The 14980-nt window shown below is 65.6% G+C and carries 9 protein-coding genes and 1 tRNA gene; 4 read left to right on the forward strand and 6 right to left on the reverse strand.

What is annotated here, in order from left to right:
- Nucleotides 1–2: 2 nt before the first annotated feature.
- Nucleotides 3–1307 carry a hypothetical protein gene (locus tag ACOYYX_RS25065; RefSeq protein ID WP_422924791.1) on the reverse strand — a complete coding sequence of 435 codons (1305 nt, stop codon included), beginning with the start codon at nt 1305–1307 and terminating at the stop codon, nt 3–5.
- A 571-nt stretch (nt 1308–1878) separates the two neighbouring features.
- Here ACOYYX_RS25065 and ACOYYX_RS25070 point away from each other — a divergent pair.
- Both ACOYYX_RS25070 and ACOYYX_RS25075 read left to right on the forward strand, forming a co-directional pair.
- Nucleotides 1879–3522, forward strand: a complete 1644-nt coding sequence (locus ACOYYX_RS25070) for a pseudouridine synthase (RefSeq protein ID WP_422924793.1) — start codon at nt 1879–1881, stop codon at nt 3520–3522.
- A 174-nt stretch (nt 3523–3696) separates the two neighbouring features.
- Nucleotides 3697–4572, forward strand: a complete 876-nt coding sequence (locus ACOYYX_RS25075) for a dihydroorotate dehydrogenase electron transfer subunit (RefSeq protein WP_422924794.1) — start codon at nt 3697–3699, stop codon at nt 4570–4572.
- A 25-nt stretch (nt 4573–4597) separates the two neighbouring features.
- Here the strand turns inward: ACOYYX_RS25075 and ACOYYX_RS25080 are convergent, their stop codons facing one another.
- Nucleotides 4598–5371 (reverse strand): UvrB/UvrC motif-containing protein, encoded by a 774-nt coding sequence (locus tag ACOYYX_RS25080; RefSeq protein WP_422924796.1) that lies wholly within the window; start codon nt 5369–5371, stop codon nt 4598–4600.
- A 270-nt stretch (nt 5372–5641) separates the two neighbouring features.
- On the opposite strand from ACOYYX_RS25080, the gene ACOYYX_RS25085 reads away from it, so the two are divergent.
- Nucleotides 5642–5714: transfer RNA gene (locus ACOYYX_RS25085), tRNA-Lys, on the forward strand.
- 463 nt (nt 5715–6177) lie between these two features.
- Here the strand turns inward: ACOYYX_RS25085 and ACOYYX_RS25090 are convergent.
- Nucleotides 6178–6579, reverse strand: a complete 402-nt coding sequence (locus ACOYYX_RS25090; RefSeq protein WP_422924798.1) for a hypothetical protein — start codon at nt 6577–6579, stop codon at nt 6178–6180.
- A 966-nt stretch (nt 6580–7545) separates the two neighbouring features.
- On the opposite strand from ACOYYX_RS25090, the gene ACOYYX_RS25095 reads away from it, so the two are divergent.
- Nucleotides 7546–9177, forward strand: a complete 1632-nt coding sequence (locus tag ACOYYX_RS25095) for an arylsulfatase (RefSeq protein WP_422931662.1) — start codon at nt 7546–7548, stop codon at nt 9175–9177.
- 60 nt (nt 9178–9237) lie between these two features.
- Here the strand turns inward: ACOYYX_RS25095 and ACOYYX_RS25100 are convergent, their stop codons facing one another.
- The 3 genes from ACOYYX_RS25100 to ACOYYX_RS25110 all read right to left on the reverse strand — a co-directional run bounded on the left by ACOYYX_RS25100 (nt 9238) and on the right by ACOYYX_RS25110 (nt 14713).
- Entirely contained in the window at nt 9238–10515 is a 1278-nt protein-coding gene (locus ACOYYX_RS25100; RefSeq protein ID WP_422924799.1) for a hypothetical protein, read from the reverse strand.
- Between the two features lie 171 nt (nt 10516–10686).
- Complete coding sequence (locus ACOYYX_RS25105; protein WP_422924801.1) at nt 10687–11697, reverse strand: amidohydrolase family protein; 1011 nt, start codon at nt 11695–11697, stop codon at nt 10687–10689.
- 169 nt (nt 11698–11866) lie between these two features.
- A complete protein-coding gene (locus tag ACOYYX_RS25110) occupies nt 11867–14713 on the reverse strand; it encodes an EAL domain-containing protein (protein WP_422924803.1) in 2847 nt (948 codons plus the stop codon).
- Nucleotides 14714–14980: the final 267 nt, after the last annotated feature.

A 14980-nucleotide genomic window follows, 5' to 3' on the forward strand; every position in this document is an offset into this window, starting at 1 on the left:
GCTTACTTGTCGCCGGCCTTTTCCTTTGTCGGCTCGTCCAGCTTGCCTTCGCCCTTCTTCGCCTTCGCATAGGCCTCCCACGCTTTGTACTCGGGCGAGGCGACGAAGCCGGCGTATTCGGGGACGGTGGACAGGTCCTTGAAGACGATGCCGAATTGCTCGCGAAGGATCTTCAAGGAGCTGAGGGTGCTGTCGTACTTCTTGAGGGCGAGCGAGAGGTCGAGCTGGGCCTCATAGGCCTGGAAGAGGGTCGGTTCGCGCTTCATGGCTCGGGTGACGTCCTGCCAGGCGACATCGAGCTTGTTCTCGGTGCGGTGGAGGCCGACGCGAAGTACGTCAAGATAGGGGTCGCCTCCCAGCTCCTTGTCGACTCGATCGATGCAGGTCATGCACTTGTCAAATTCTTTGTTCAAGAGGAAATAATCGATCGAGAAGATGTCGACGCACGGGTCTTTGGGGTGCATGATACGGAAGGTCTGCAGCGACTCATGATAGACCTTGTCGTCGTTCGCCCCCTGGGCGGCCTGGATGCGCAATAGCAGCATGTACTTGTCTTTCCGGAGGCTGGGCGGCAGCTCGAAATAGGCGTCGAGGGTATCCTGGAACTTGCGCTCGTTGATGCCGTGAGTCATCTTCTTGACCGTGTCGAAGGACTTCACGAGGTCCTTCTCGGGGCCGCTGAACTTCGAGAACGGATTCTGCGGCACGCTGGCGGCGACTGGGAGGTAGAACCGACGCAGGGTCTGGCTCATGGTCTCGCCGGACAGGTAGACGTAGAGATCGGTCGCATGGACGCCTCCGTCGGGTTTCCTGGCGAGGTAGTACTCGTGATAGTTCACGCCCGACTCTTCCGGCAGGATCATCCGGAACAGGGCCGTCTTGCGCTGATCGCGCGAGTGGAGGCGGAGGAACGTGTAACTCCCCCCCCGGCTCACTTGCTCGGCGATGCGCTCGAAGATTCCCTGGTCCCCCTGGAGGCTTTTCAGACTTCTCTTGTGGAAGTCCTCGCGGAACTCATCGGTGGTGGGTATCCCATCGCTCATGGCCTCGAGCATGGCGTTGAAATCGAAGACTCGGTTGAAATCTTCGAAATCCTTGGCACCAATCGCCTCCGAGATCTTAGAGGCGAGTTCGAGGCACTCGGCATCCTCCAGCGGCTTGACCTTGCCCCCCTTCGGGGCGGTCACCTGCTTGATCTTCGAGTTGCCCGGCGACGCCTTGGTTTCCTGGCCCAGGGCGGGCCCGGAGGCCGTCGCGAGGACGACCGCGGCGAGGAGGGGGAACGCGTTGAGTCGAACTCTGCTCATGGGAACCTCCGTGATCGGCCCATACCTGATCAATCAGATCTCTCTGAGTTTGATTGACGCGGACTCAAGCCATGACCCGTCCAGGCCTTTCCGTATCGTATCGGACGTGCTTCCCTGGATCCTGAATCGTGGAGCTTGGCCGGGATCCTCTGCACGAAAGGGATGATTGCCCCAGAAAACGTACTTCAGGTGTCGGAACGATGCCAGGGCCCGTTGATTCGAGCGTTCTGCACTGCCTTGCGGCAGACGTGTGTTGAGATCGGGAAACATGGAGCATGGACGATCGACGAATACACCGCGTCGAACCAGGAGGCTCGAAATGTCATCGTATGGACACTTGAATGCGGGCTACCGCTTCTCGTTCGGAGTGTGGGTGTTCTCCGTCGACTCTCGCTGGCGAGTGCCCAGGAATTCATGAAGTCCCGCCTCCGCTGCGAACCGCTGGGGTCTGGACAGAGGGTTGGGCGGACGGCTAGGATGTGGAATTCAAGGAACGCCGGACTGGCGTTCGTCTTTTTTGCGCGGACCGCAAGGGTCCGAGCTCGGCTTGCTCTTAAGGATCGAGATTCTCATGGCCAATCGTCGTCCTCCGCACGGGGAGGGACAAAGACGCGGCCCCGCTCGTCGCCAAAGCCCGGCGGGCCCGCCCCGACCGGCTCAGTCGTCGTCGTCCAAACCCAGGCCCAAGGCCAAGCCTCGCAATGCCGAGGCCGATGGCGGGTTGGACCGGCTCCAGAAAGTGCTGGCCCATGCCGGGGTCGGCTCGAGACGCGCGTGCGAGGAACTCATCCTCCAAGGGCGGGTCACGGTGGATAATCAGGTGGTCCGCGAGCTCGGGACTCGCGTGGACCCCGAGAAATCGAAGATCGCCCTCGACGGCCAGCGGATCCAGCCCGAGCGGATGGTCTACTTCGCCGTTTCGAAGCCCAAGGGCTACGTCTCGACGAACAACGACCCCTCGGGCCGCCCCCGCGTCGTCGACCTGCTCCCCGAGATCCCCCAGCGCGTCTACACGGTGGGCCGGCTCGACGAGATGAGCATGGGCCTCATCCTCCTGACCAATGACGGCGAACTCGCCAACAAGCTGGCGCATCCGAAGTTCGGCGTCGAGAAGCTGTATCGCGCGGTGGTGGCCGGCACGCCCGAGCGCGAGGTGCTCAACAAGCTGACCGAAGGGGTCTGGCTCGCCGAAGGCAAGGTGAAGGCCAAGCGGGTCAAGGTCGTCGGCAAGAGGGGCCAGGCGACCATCCTCGAGATGGTCCTCGCCGAGGGCAAGAACCGCGAAGTGCGCCGGATGCTGGCGAAGCTCGGGCACAAGGTGATGTCGCTGACCCGCATCGCCGTGGGGCCGATCACCTTGAAGGGGCTCGCCCCCGGCGAACACCGTTCCCTCTCCCGCCTCGAGATCGAGCTCCTGCAGAAGGTCGCCGCCGGCATCGCCGTCGCGCCGCTGCGATTCTCGAACGCCCGGCCGACCCGGACGCCGACGAATCGGCCGCGTCCCGGTGCGGGTGCCGGCGAAGGCGGGCCCCGGAGCCGCGAAGGGGCCGAGCCTCGCTATGGTCACGACCGACCCGGTCCCAACGCGGGTCCGCCCAGGAACCGCGCGGGGGCCTCGAACGCGGGCAGGAGCCGTCGCCCCGGCGGTCCTTACGCGGGCGGGCCGGCGCGTCGGCCGAACGGCCCCGGTGCCCCTCAGGACCGAAGGCCTCGCCCCGCCCGGACGCCGTCGGGCCAGCCCTATCAAATGGACGAGATGGACGATGGGCCGCAGAAGCGAGTCCCCGTGACCCGACCCAGGGAACTGCCGCCGTCGCAGCGTCGAGCCGTAGCCGGTTCCGGCCCCGCCCCGCGACCCGGTTCCGGTCCTCGACCTGGCACTGGTCCCGGCCCGCGACCCGGCCCTGGAACTGGCTCGCGACCCGGCCCCGCCCAGAGACCGGGCGGTGAAGGCTCGCAGGGCCGTCCTCCGGTGCCTCGCCCTTCGGGCCCGCCCCCGTCGCAGCGACGACCCCAGCCCCAGTCGGGGCCGGCGTCGAAGCGTCCCAAGCCCCCAATCGACGAGCCCCCCACGCGGCGAATCATCGGGCTCGACACGGGCTCGGGTCCGCGTCGTCCCCGCCCCGAAGGGCGTCGCCCCATGCCGAAGGGGCGTTTCCCGAGGGCCTCGCTCGGCCCGAGGCGCCCGCGCCCCGCGGACGACGGCGACCAGTAAGATCCCTGAGCCTTCGCGTCGCGATCCAACCCGACCTGGCCTCGCCTCCTGGCAGGGCCGGTCGGGACCCTGGATTCGCCCCCTGCGGAACCCTCGCAACACCCCGGCGGATACCGTCCGGACGCCTTTGAGGGAATCCGATCGCCCTTATCTAGCTAGCCGAGGGAATCGAGCGTGGAAGCGGTTGCCCCTGCGTGCGTGGCCCAGCGGAGTGTGACGGTCCTCGAGAACGTCGAGGTCGCCCGCGACACCTACCGGATCCGGCTCGATGATCCCGAGATGGCCAGGTCCATCCTCCCCGGCCAGTTCCTCATGATCCGGCCGACCGAAGAGACCTCGCCCCTGCTGGGGAGGCCCTTTGCGGTCTACGACGTGGCCCGGGATTCGAACGGGGATCCCTGCGCGGTCGACGTCGTCTACCTCGTGATCGGCAAGGGGACGTCGGCCCTGGCCAAACGTCGGCACGGCGATCGGGTGACGACCTGGGGACCCCTCGGCCATGGCTTCGGCGCCCCGCCTCAGGGGGATGTCGTCTTCGTGGCGGGCGGGATCGGCCAGACCCCTTTCCTGGCGCTCGGCCGCTGGTGGCTCGGAGCCGCCGAGTATGGCGTGAGCCTGCCCGACACGCCTCGCGGCGGTCCCTATGCGACGTCGACCACCCTACTCTACGGCGTCCGCACCGCGGCGCTCGCCGCCGGGGTCACCGATTTCGAGGCTGCCGGGATTGCCGTCGAACTCGCGACCGATGACGGCTCGGCCGGGCATCACGGCTTCGTCACGCAGCTCTTGCAGGCGAAGCTCGAGCGAGGAGCGCGGCCGGCGATGGTCGTCGGTTGCGGCCCGCCCCCGATGCTCGCGGCGCTGACGAGGCTCGTCGAACAGTACGGCGTCCCTTGCCTGCTCTCGCTCGAGAACCACATGGCCTGCGGCTTCGGCGCCTGCTTCAGTTGCGTCGCGCCGATCCGTCAGGAGGATGGTTCGGTCGACCTCCGCCGCGTCTGTGTCGAGGGGCCGATTTTCCCCGCCGCCAGCGTCGCCTGGCCCGCTTGAGGTTGGAATCCGAAGGGCCCGAGCCTCAGCGTCGGGCCCTGGCTCGGATCTGGTCGCGGAGCTTGGCGGCGCGCTCGTAGTCCTCGTCGGCCACGGCCTCGTCGAGCTGCTCTTTGAGCGTCTTCTGGACCGAGAAGTTCTTGCGGATGTCTTGCTCGAGGATCCGGAGCTGCTCGATGAGCGGTTGATTGGGGGACTCCCCCGATTCCGCCTCGTCCTCGTCCTCATCCTCATCGGCGTCGTGCCTGGGCGGGGTCGTGAGCCGGTCGATCCCCTCGCGGACGATGTCGACGGCCTCTTCGGGCTTGCGCCGTTCGAGAGCGAGCGCGGCCAGGGCCTGGGTGCGGTGGAAGAGGACGAGGGGCCTCAATCGCTCGTGCGAGGCGATGTACTCCGCGTCGTTGCTGTGTTCCGCGATGAAGTCCATCATCGCAAGCGTGTGTTCGGCGTCGAGGAGCGCCTTGTCGTAGCGCTGCAGGGTCAGCCAGGCGAGCCGGCGATGGTGGAACTGCATCAGCTCGCGGTCGGCGGCCGTGCAGTGTTCGGTGGACATCGTCCACGCCGAGGCCCGGCTCGACTTGGCGTTCCCCTTCCCGGCGGCCCGATAGCGCAGGTATTCGAGGTAGGTGGCGAATCCGTGCGGCTTGAGGCCGTCCGGACGGCCGCCGATCTCCATCTGGAGCACGCCCAGCTCGACCCGGACCTGGATCACGGTCCGGCCGTCTCGCGCACGGACCTCGCGAGCGATGACCTCACCTGGCTCGGGTTCGTAGGGCCAACCCTGTAGCGTGTCGTCCAAGTCCCGGCGCATCGCCTTTTGACTCTCAGGGTGAGCTGAACCTGGAGAATTCCAATCCCCTTCACTCGCTTTGATTATATCAAGCCGACCCGGTCGAGCCTATTGGCATCTCGTATTCCTTCATACTGCCGGCCTGCGGAAGCATGACCTTCCCCTCGTGTTTTGGGTCGTTTCATCGCTCAATGAAAACCTTCGAAAAGTCCGGGACTAGGGTCTTGTAATTTGGCCTCCGCCGGCTGATAATGTTCTCTCTGGCTACGACAGTCAGTCGCCTCCCTAGCTCAATTGGCAGAGCAGCTGACTCTTAATCAGCGGGTTGTAGGTTCGAGTCCTACGGGGGGCACTAGCGCAGGGCCACGCGGGCCGGCGCAAAGCCCCGCAAGCCAACCTCTTGCGGCGAGAATCCCGAAAGTTATGAGAAAGTGTTGGTGGTGTGTAAGTCCACACTATCACACAGGTTTGCGATCATTTCTTGTCTCAGCAATATCAGTCGACGGATAAGGGCCGGGTCATCCCGGCCTTTCGTCGTTCATTGGTTCATTGGCGTCGCAGCCTCTCTTCTCCCCTGAAATCCATTGCCCCTCGATGCGAATGATTGGGACTGCAAACGCCTCGTTTGTACGGGGCGAGTGCGGCCGTGTCGTTGTTATCGGACTTTCATTTTGACATTTAGTTGAAATAGAGAAGTAAAGCTCTGAGAGGCCAGATCTCATTGGCCTGAGAGGCTACGAGGAACCTCGTGTCACCAGATGTGGCAAGGACGCGTGGGGCGTGGATTACCAGGCGGAGCCGGTCGAACGAGGTAGTCACGGCGTGGCTTGCTCGGCGGGTTGCTCGTTCCCCCCTCCCGGTTCGGTGATTGCCTCGCTGCCGACGGGCGGCTCGACGGGTGAGTCGTGCTCGGGCGCAGGGGGCGCGGCTTCGTGATGGAGTCGGAGTCCGTCATCGAAGGCGGCGAGGAACTCGGCGTAGAGCTTGGGCCCGATATCGGGGCCGTAGCGGATGATCAACTCGTCCTTGACCGGCCGCAGGATCAGGCGATCCAATTCGGAGGGGCACATCGCCAGCTCATCCACCAGTCCGCCCAGCGATTCGGCCCTCGCGATCATCTCACATTTGACTCGAGGGTTCTCCGTGTCGCGGCGATAGCAAATCATGATGGAGACGCCCCGGGCGATCACCGCCCGGATCTGCTGATCATTGTACATGCCGTGCATCCCCAGGGCGGATCGGAGGACTACGGGATGTCTTCCCTCAAGGAACTTGACGATATCGCTATGGCTAGCGAATTCGGGAAATCACCTAGACAGAAATTCGACAAGCTTTATATAAGTCTATAGGGTGTTGAGAATTTATAGTCGGATTGCCTTCGCTAAGGCAAGAGGACTTCGCCTTGCGAGCCACTCCCGAGGCGGATTCGCCGCATCATCGACGATGAGCTGGATCGTCCGACTGCCCGCACGCGAGATGAATGGGGCGTCGATCATGGCCGATCGGGGAGAAATTGGAAGGAGAAAGACTCTCTGCGGCCGAGGGATGGAATAGGCCCGGAATGCGTCATGTTATGAGTGGTAAAAATTATTATTTTTCATATTTTTTATACTTGTAAAGTTATGGTCGCGGCTTCATGGAGTCGCAACTTCGAACGGTGTGGATCTCGTCCATGCTGCCTTTCTCCCGCCCGTAATCAGGATTTATGATGACGACGTGAGCCGGGCCCCGCCCCTTGCGTTACGTCGACCGGCGTTGGATCATGACGGCGGTCCTGTTCGCCGGAGTGGAAAGTGGGTCACGTGCGGGGCGGGCCGTTTCGGCCTACCCGGTCCCCGATGCGTCGAATCTGGCCAGACTTGCCCTCGGGCTCGCGAGCGATCCTCGCGGCGCGAGGGGTATGACTTCCGGCGGGATATGATCCACGTGCATCATCCAAGAGGCCTGGCGCCTGGAATGGGAAAGGGGACGACATCGTGCGATCCGGTTCGACCTTGAGGACGGCTGCGGCGATCGCGGCGGGGGCGTTGTTCGGCTGGCTCGCGGCCAACGGGCAGCCGAGGTTCATCCGAGGCTCCGAGACCACCCCGAAGGCGACCCGCGTGGCCGTCGCCCCCGCGCCGGTGGAGGCGGAGGAGACGCCGCCCCAGCAGTGCTCCACGGCCTCGCGCCGGGAGATCCTCCTGGCCTCGGCCGCCGCGCAGCAAGGGCCATCGGCGGCTCCCAGGGCCGAGGGTGGCTCGAAGAAGCCGAACATCCTCGTCATCTTCGGCGACGACATCGGCACGACGAACATCAGCGCCTACAGCGACGGCCTGATGGGGTTCGAGACGCCGAATATCGATCGGATCGCCAACGAGGGGCTCCGATTCCTCCACTACTATGGCGAGCAGTCATGCACCGCGGGGCGTGCGGCCTTCCTCACGGGGCAGCACGGCATCCGCACGGGGCTCACGAAGGTCGGGTTCCCGGGCGCCCCGATGGGGATGAGTCAGCTCGATCCGTCCATCGGCGGCCTGCTCAAGAACCTCGGCTATGCCACGGGGCAGTTCGGCAAGAACCACGTCGGCGATCGCAACGAGACCCTGCCGACCGTCAACGGCTTCGACGAATTCTTCGGCAACCTCTACCACCTGAACGCCGAGGAGGAGCCCGAGCTGCCCGACTATCCCAAGGACCCGGCCTATCGCGCCAAGTTCGGCCCTCGAGGCGTGCTCAAGTGCAAGGCCAGCGACAAGGACGACCCCACGGTCGACCCTCGCTTCGGCAAGGTCGGCAAGCAGGTCATCGTGGATAGCGGCCCGCTCACGAAGAAGCGGATGGAGACGATCGACGACGAGACCTCCGCCGCCGCCATCGACTACATGAAGCGCCAGCACTCGGCGAACAAGCCCTTCTTCTGCTGGTTTAACGCGACCCGGATGCACCTGCGTACGCATGTCCGCCCCGAGCATCGCGGCCGATACCAACACGGCAACAGCGAGTACGTCGACGGCATGATCGAGCACGACGAGACCATCGGCTCGATCCTAAAATCCCTGGATGAGATGGGGATCGCCGACGACACGATCGTCGTCTACACGACCGATAACGGGCCGCACATGAACACCTGGCCTGACGGAGCGATGACGCCGTTCCGCTCGGAGAAGAACACCAACTGGGAGGGGGCCTTCCGCGTCCCTTGCATGGTCCGCTGGCCGGGGGTGATCAAGCCGGGGACCGTGACGAACGAGATGATGAGCCACAACGACTGGATCCCCACGCTCTGCTCCATCGCGGGCGAGCCGGAGATCGCCAGCAAGCTGGCGGAAGGGTACGCGGCCAACGGCATCAACTACAAGGTGCATCTCGATGGCTACGACCAGTCGAAGTTCCTCCGCTCTGTGACAGGCACGGCGGCGAACAACAACGGGGCCAAGAGCGCCCGCAACAGGTTCTTCTACGCCGACGACGACGGCCTGCTCGTGGGCCTGCGGATGGGCGACATGAAGTACGTCTTCGCCGAGCAGCGCCTCCAGGGGACGCTGGGCGTCTGGGCCGAGCCGTTCACCAAGCTCCGCCTCCAGAAGATCTTCAACCTCTACCAGGACCCGTTCGAGCGGGCGGACATCACGTCCAACACCTACTGGGATTGGCTGCTCAACCAGATCGGCGGCGTCTACGGGACGATGGAAGAGGTCGTGAAATTCGCATCGACGTTCAAGCAGTTCCCGCCTCGTTCGATCCCGCCGAGCTTCTCCGCCTACACGATCCTGGAGGAGACCTTGAAGGAGATCAAGGAGGCCAAGGAGCGGGCCGCCGAGAAGGTGAAGTGACGACCCGATCGCGTCCGCGTCGCCCAGGGTGGAGCGGACGCTTCGACTTGTCCCGCAGGCTCAACGACCGACGGGCAGCGTGAGGAATGGCCCGCCCGGTTGCTGGCGGGCGAAGTCGAGGCGGCTGAGCGACAGCGCCAGGGCGAACGTCGCCTTGCTCTGCTGATCGCGGTCGTCGATGTAATACCAGTAGTCGCGGTATTTCACGGCGACGAAGGCCGTCGGCGGCGGCTTGTGTCCCCGGCAGGCGTGAACGGTGAAGAGGTCCTCGGTGACGGCCCTCTCATCGAAGGGGAGCCCGTCCGGGCCCGTCGGGAGTCTCACGAGCCCCGCGTCGAGGTGGTCGCAGGGGACCTCGACGCCGTTGGCCAGGTAGAAGTAGACCTGCGCCGTCGACCGCAGGCTGACCTGGCATTGGTTCGAGGGAGGAGTCGGGACCCGGAGCGGGTCCGGCATGTTCCCTCGCACGACGACGACCTCGTAGCGGGTCCGGCCCGGCTGGAGATTCAGCAGGCCGACCATCTCCTCGATGACTGGGTGGCCGAGGGCGTGGGGATGCAGTTCGATGACGAGCCGGCGCTCCTTGCGGAGGAGGGACCAGGTCGTCCCGTCGCCGCGAGGTCGATATTCGAGGCTGTTCTTCGCCGCCTCGACGGCCGCCGTGGCGACCATGGCCGATTGCGGCAAGGGGCCTCCGACCTCGGCGAGGTGTTCCTCGGGTTTCACCTCGGCGAGGCCCAGGTCGTAGGACGCCTGGATCAATTCCGTCACGCGGCGGAATCGCGCGAAATCGGGGACGATGTCGCGCTGGGGGCCGCTGGCGGTGACTGCGTTCGGCAGGCCGTTGACCCGCTCGACCCAGAGGCGCAGGATCGTCGCCGCCGGCCAGCTCGTCTGCTGGAGCAGGATGAACGTCTCGATCGAGATCGGCGTGAGGAACTTCTCGACGGCCGCCCCGTTGTCCGACGGGAGCAGGGTCACGGTCGGCCGGTTGGCCCCGCTGACGTTGATGTCGGGAAGGATCGACGTGAAGGACCGGAATGTGCTGCCCGAGGGATTGGGGGCCTCGAAGAAGGGCCTCGCCTCGGCACCGCCCGCGAGCTCATACTGCGCGGCGATCGACGAGACGTTGAGGTTGAGCGGCACCTCGTTGTAGCGCATGTGGACGAGGTTGCGCAGGAGCTGCTCCTCTTCGACCTTCCGGACGGCCTCGTTGTATCGGCCGTGCGAGCGCTCCAACGCGAACGGCCCGAAGGCGCAGCCCGAGCAGGCGAGCGCGATACTCATCGCGATCGCGGCGGAGAGACGCGGGATGGTCCTCGGTCCTGGATGGAACACATCCCGATCCTTGGTCCGAGGCGTCACCGGCCGCGACTCGATCCATCGAGAGGCGTAGACCCCGGCGCCTGGGCATTGTCGGGAAACCGCCGGGGTCGTCAAGGCGAATCGGCCGCCTCGCGGCTCGACCTCTGCCGTCGGGCCTCGATCCCTCGTCAGATCGTCCTCAAGTCAGGCCTTGATGCTCCATTCGAGGGTCCCGCCCGCCCACATCGGGATCACGTTGCCGTAGGAGCTGGGGATGGCGAACGGCTCCCTCACGAGCCTGACGGTGCGTTTGGGCGGGGTGATGCCGTAGATCCGGCGGGCGTTGTCGCTGAGGAAGGCCTGGAGCATGTTCTCCTTGCCCGCACTCGCGAAGACCTGGGCATAGAGCTGGATGGCGATCGGCGCGGAGAAGACGCCGGCACAGCCGCAGGCCACCTTGCGGTCCTCGGTGTGCGGGGCCGAGTCGGTCCCGGCCATGATCTTCGCGGGGTGATCCGAGAAGCACGCCTGCAGGAGGGCGTCGCGATCCTCGGGCCGCTTGACGCAGGGCATGCAATACAGGTGCGGGTTGAACGGCGGGCCGAACCAGTCGTTGCCGGTCGTCATCAGGTGTTGCGGCGTGATCGTGGCGTGGACGTTCGGGAGGTCGAGCAAGGCGACGCTGTGGCGGTCGGAGAGGTGCTCGAGGATGACCTTCAGCTTCGGGAACCGGCGGACCCAGTCGCGGACGAACTTGCCGAAGAGCTCCTCGCGGTCGTGGTAATAGCCCTCGGCCTCCGGGTGGACGGAGAGGGGGATCCCGAGTTCCTCCATACTGGCGAGCACATCGTAGACGCCCGGGTCGGCCGGGTCGCAACCGTGGCTCGAGTTCGTCGTCATCCCCCGCGGGTAGAACTTGATCGAGAGGATGTGCGGCTTCGCGTCCGCCAGGAAATCCCGGGTATAGTGCGTCTGGAAGTAGAGGGTCGTATAGGCCTCGAATGGCTCGTCCGAGCCTTCCTTCGCCGCCTCGAGGATCGCCGCGCGGTAGGCGACCGCCGCGGCCGGGGAGTCGACGATGGGGGAGAGGTTCGGCATCGCCATCACGCCGGCCCACGACCGCGACGTGAGGGGCGCGACGAGGCGGAGCATCTCGTCTTGCCGGAGATGCGCGTGCATGTCGAGGGGGCTATCGATGACGATTTCGTCGACCATGTCTTCCTCGGGAGATTGCCACGGGGCGGGCCGCGATGGACGACCTTGCCTCGGCCTCGGCATCGCCGGGCGGCCGACTCGGCCCGAACTGACAATCGTGTCACGTTCCGCCCCGCGTTTCCACCTCAAGTCGACGCCGAGACCGCCCCGGATTTGATCGTCGCCAGATTCATGCGGGCGGCGTGAAGGCGTCCGGCCAGGAGTTCATCCAGCCCGCGAAGTCGGTGGGCGGGATCGGGCGGCTGAAGAAAAAGCCCTGGGCTCCGTCGCAGCCCATCGACGTGAGGAGGTCGGCGGTCTCCTGGTCCTCGATGCCCTCGGCGATGACGCTCAGGCCGAGGCCGTGGCCCAGCTCGATCACCGATTGCACGATGTGGGCGGTCTTGGCGTTGGTCGTGATGTTCTTCACGAAGGAGCGGTCGACCTTCACCTCGTCGACGGGGAGATCCTTGAGGTAGGCGAGGGAGGAGTAGCCGGTGCCGAAGTCGTCGATCGCGATCCGGACTCCCATCGCGTGGATCTGGCTCAGGACCTCCATCGCCCTCGACGGCTCCTCGATCATGGCGCTCTCGGTGATCTCGACCGTCAGCCAGGCCGGATCCGCCTCGGCGCCGCGGAGGATCCGGGCGATCGTGGGCAGGAGGTCGTGGTCCTGGAGGCTCACCGCGGCCAGGTTGACGGCGACGTTGAGCCCCATCCCCCTTCCCTGCCAGTCGCGGCACTGGCGGAGTGCGGCGTCCAGGGCCCAGAAGTCGAGGGGGCGGATCAGGCCCGTCTGCTCGGCCAGGGGGATGAAGGCGTCGGGAGGCATCAGGCCTTCGCGAGGGTGCGACCAGCGGATCAGGGCCTCCGCCCCGAACGGCTGCATCGTGCAGAGGTCGACCTTGGGCTGATAGTGCAGCAGGAGCTGGTCCCGCTCGACGGCCCGACGCAGCTCGGAGATCAGGGGGAGCCGCCCCGGATTGTACGGGGAAAGCTCGGGCGAGAAGACGGCGAGGCCGCGATGGGCCCGCTTGGCCGCGTACCTCGCCACGTCGGCCCGCCTTACGAGCGTGATCGAATCCCTGCCATGCCCCGGGAAGAGGGCGATCCCGATGCTGCCGCTGACCTCGAGGCTCTGGTCGTGCACCTCGATGGGGGGGACCAGGCATTCCAGCAGCTTCCTGGCGACCTCCAAGGCGCCCGCCTCGTCGGCGTCGGGGAGCAGGATCCCGAACTCATCGCCCCCGAGCCTGGCGATGGTATCGGCCCGCCGCAGCACCTGCCGGAAGCGCGGGTGGAGCTGCTGGAGCGCGAGGTCGCCGTAATGATGCCCGAAGGTGTCGTTGATCTCCCGGAATCGGTCCAGGTCGATCAGGAGCAAGGCGAGGGTCTGCTCGGGCTCGGTGGCGTTCCTGATCGCCTGCTCGATCCTGCGCTGGAGGAGCATCCGGTTGGGTAGGCCCGTGAGGGCATCGTGGTTGGCCTCGTGCCGCAGCCGCGTCTGGGCCTCGAGGCGCTGGACCTCGGCCATTGCGACGCTCACCAGCACGTTGCGCAGCGACGCCGCGGCCTCGACCTCGCGGGCCGACCACGGCAGCGACTGCCCCTGGAGGAGCTGCTTCCAAGCCTCGAACGACTTCCTCGGGCCGATCCGGGTCGATCCGTTCTCGACCGTCGTCGACCTGGTCGGGTCGCCCCCCCAGGTCACCGTGCGGACGACCTCGGGGCGGAACCAGAGGACGTGTCCCCGCTTCTCGCGGACGACCTCCACGGCCAGGAGGCCGCAGGCGAGGTCCTTCCACAACTCCGCGGGCGCGTAAACGGATGGGAGAGAGTGGGAGTGGAAGATCGGGGCCTCGGGACCGGCCATGAGCCACTGGCGGAGGGCCTCGAGCGCGTTGCGATCGGGGGTCGCCCCGGCGACCGCGCAGCGGTCCTCGAAGAGCACCGCGACCCCGGCCGCCTCGACGTAGTCGAGCAGGTTCGGGGCCGCCCCTGTCAGCGTGTCGCCGAAATGGTCGCCCGAGGCGATCGCTTCGAGGAACTTCGACTGGAGCGCCGTGCGTTCGTCCCGATACCGGGAGAGATCGGCGGCCTCCCTGGCCTCGATCTGCGCCGAGACGAGCCGGCCGAGCAGCTCGCAATTCTGGCGGGTCGAGTAGGCGAGGTACCTCGGGGCGTAATGATGGCAGGCGACCAGGGCCCACAACTGCCCCTCGCGGACGAGCGAGAGGCTCATCGAGGCCGCCACGCCCATGTTCCGCATGTATTCCAGATGGACCGGCGATACGCTGCGGAGCACGCAAGGGCTCATGTCGAGCTTATCGTCGCCGCCGAGGACCGCCGCGGGCTCGTAGGCCGCGTCGGGGATGATGCGTACGTAATTGTGAATGTAGAGCTGCCTGGCCTGCGGCGGGATGTCGCCGGCCGGGAAGTGGTGGCCCAGGAACGTCGCGACCGCCTCGTTCCTGGCCTCGGCGATCACCTGGCCGTTCCAGTCGGCGTCGAACCGATAGATCATGACCCGGTCGAAGCCGGTGAGCCGGCGGACCTCGTCGACCGTCGTCTGGCAGAGGGCCTCGAGACTCGCGGCCGCCTGGACCCGAGCGAGGGACCCCCGGAGGGTCGCCAGCGACGCCGCCTCTCGTTCCCGAAGGTCGAGCGACCGCGGCTCCAGCTCGAGGATGGTCTCATCTCCCCCGACGTGGAGGATCGCGTCGAAGTCACTCTGCGGGGAGGCGAGGAACCTGGCGACGGCGGGGTTGATCTCATTCGCGTCGCCCTGCCGCAGGGCCTCGACGAGGCGGCCGATCAGGCCTTCCTCGACGAATTCGGCCAGGGGCCGGCCGATGAGCCGATCGGCGTCGATGCCCAGGAACCCGGGCAGATTGGCGCTGACGCGAAGGATCGTCAGGTCGTCCGACCTCAACGTCAGGAGGAAACCATGCGGCTGGATCGCGCCGGGAATGTGGATCGGCTCCCGGTCGCATCTCGTCAGCTTGAGGTCAACGCGAGCGAATCCCGCATCCGACATGGAACGCATGCCCCCTCAGAAGATTCCAAGACACCGCTTGGCTTGCGTCTCCCTCGATACTCCTGTTCCGTCTTTCCAGGATTGCCATAATTGCAAAAAGCACCCCAGATTGCCAGAAGCACTTGCTCGTTTGACTGGAATTTCATGAGACCGGGGATCGAGGCTTTTGATATATCGACCCGGGTGACGATACATTGGCGTTTTTGGCTTTTCAAGGCATGAATGCCTTGCGAAGAGGCGAGAGGTGGGGTCGGTCGAGCCGAAAAT

The sequence above is a fragment of the Singulisphaera chitinilytica genome (assembly GCF_049331405.1).
Lineage (GTDB): Bacteria > Planctomycetota > Planctomycetia > Isosphaerales > Isosphaeraceae > PoT.

Excerpts from the sequence above, each read along its gene's own strand:
- ACOYYX_RS25065 (WP_422924791.1), bottom strand. The coding sequence starts at position 1,307 with ATGAGCAGAGTTCGACTCAACGCGTTCCCCCTCCTCGCCGCGGTCGTC.
- ACOYYX_RS25070 (WP_422924793.1), top strand. The coding sequence starts at position 1,879 with ATGGCCAATCGTCGTCCTCCGCACGGGGAGGGACAAAGACGCGGCCCC.
- ACOYYX_RS25090 (WP_422924798.1), bottom strand. The coding sequence starts at position 6,579 with ATGTACAATGATCAGCAGATCCGGGCGGTGATCGCCCGGGGCGTCTCC.
- ACOYYX_RS25105 (WP_422924801.1), bottom strand. The coding sequence starts at position 11,697 with ATGGTCGACGAAATCGTCATCGATAGCCCCCTCGACATGCACGCGCAT.
- ACOYYX_RS25110 (WP_422924803.1), bottom strand. The coding sequence starts at position 14,713 with ATGTCGGATGCGGGATTCGCTCGCGTTGACCTCAAGCTGACGAGATGC.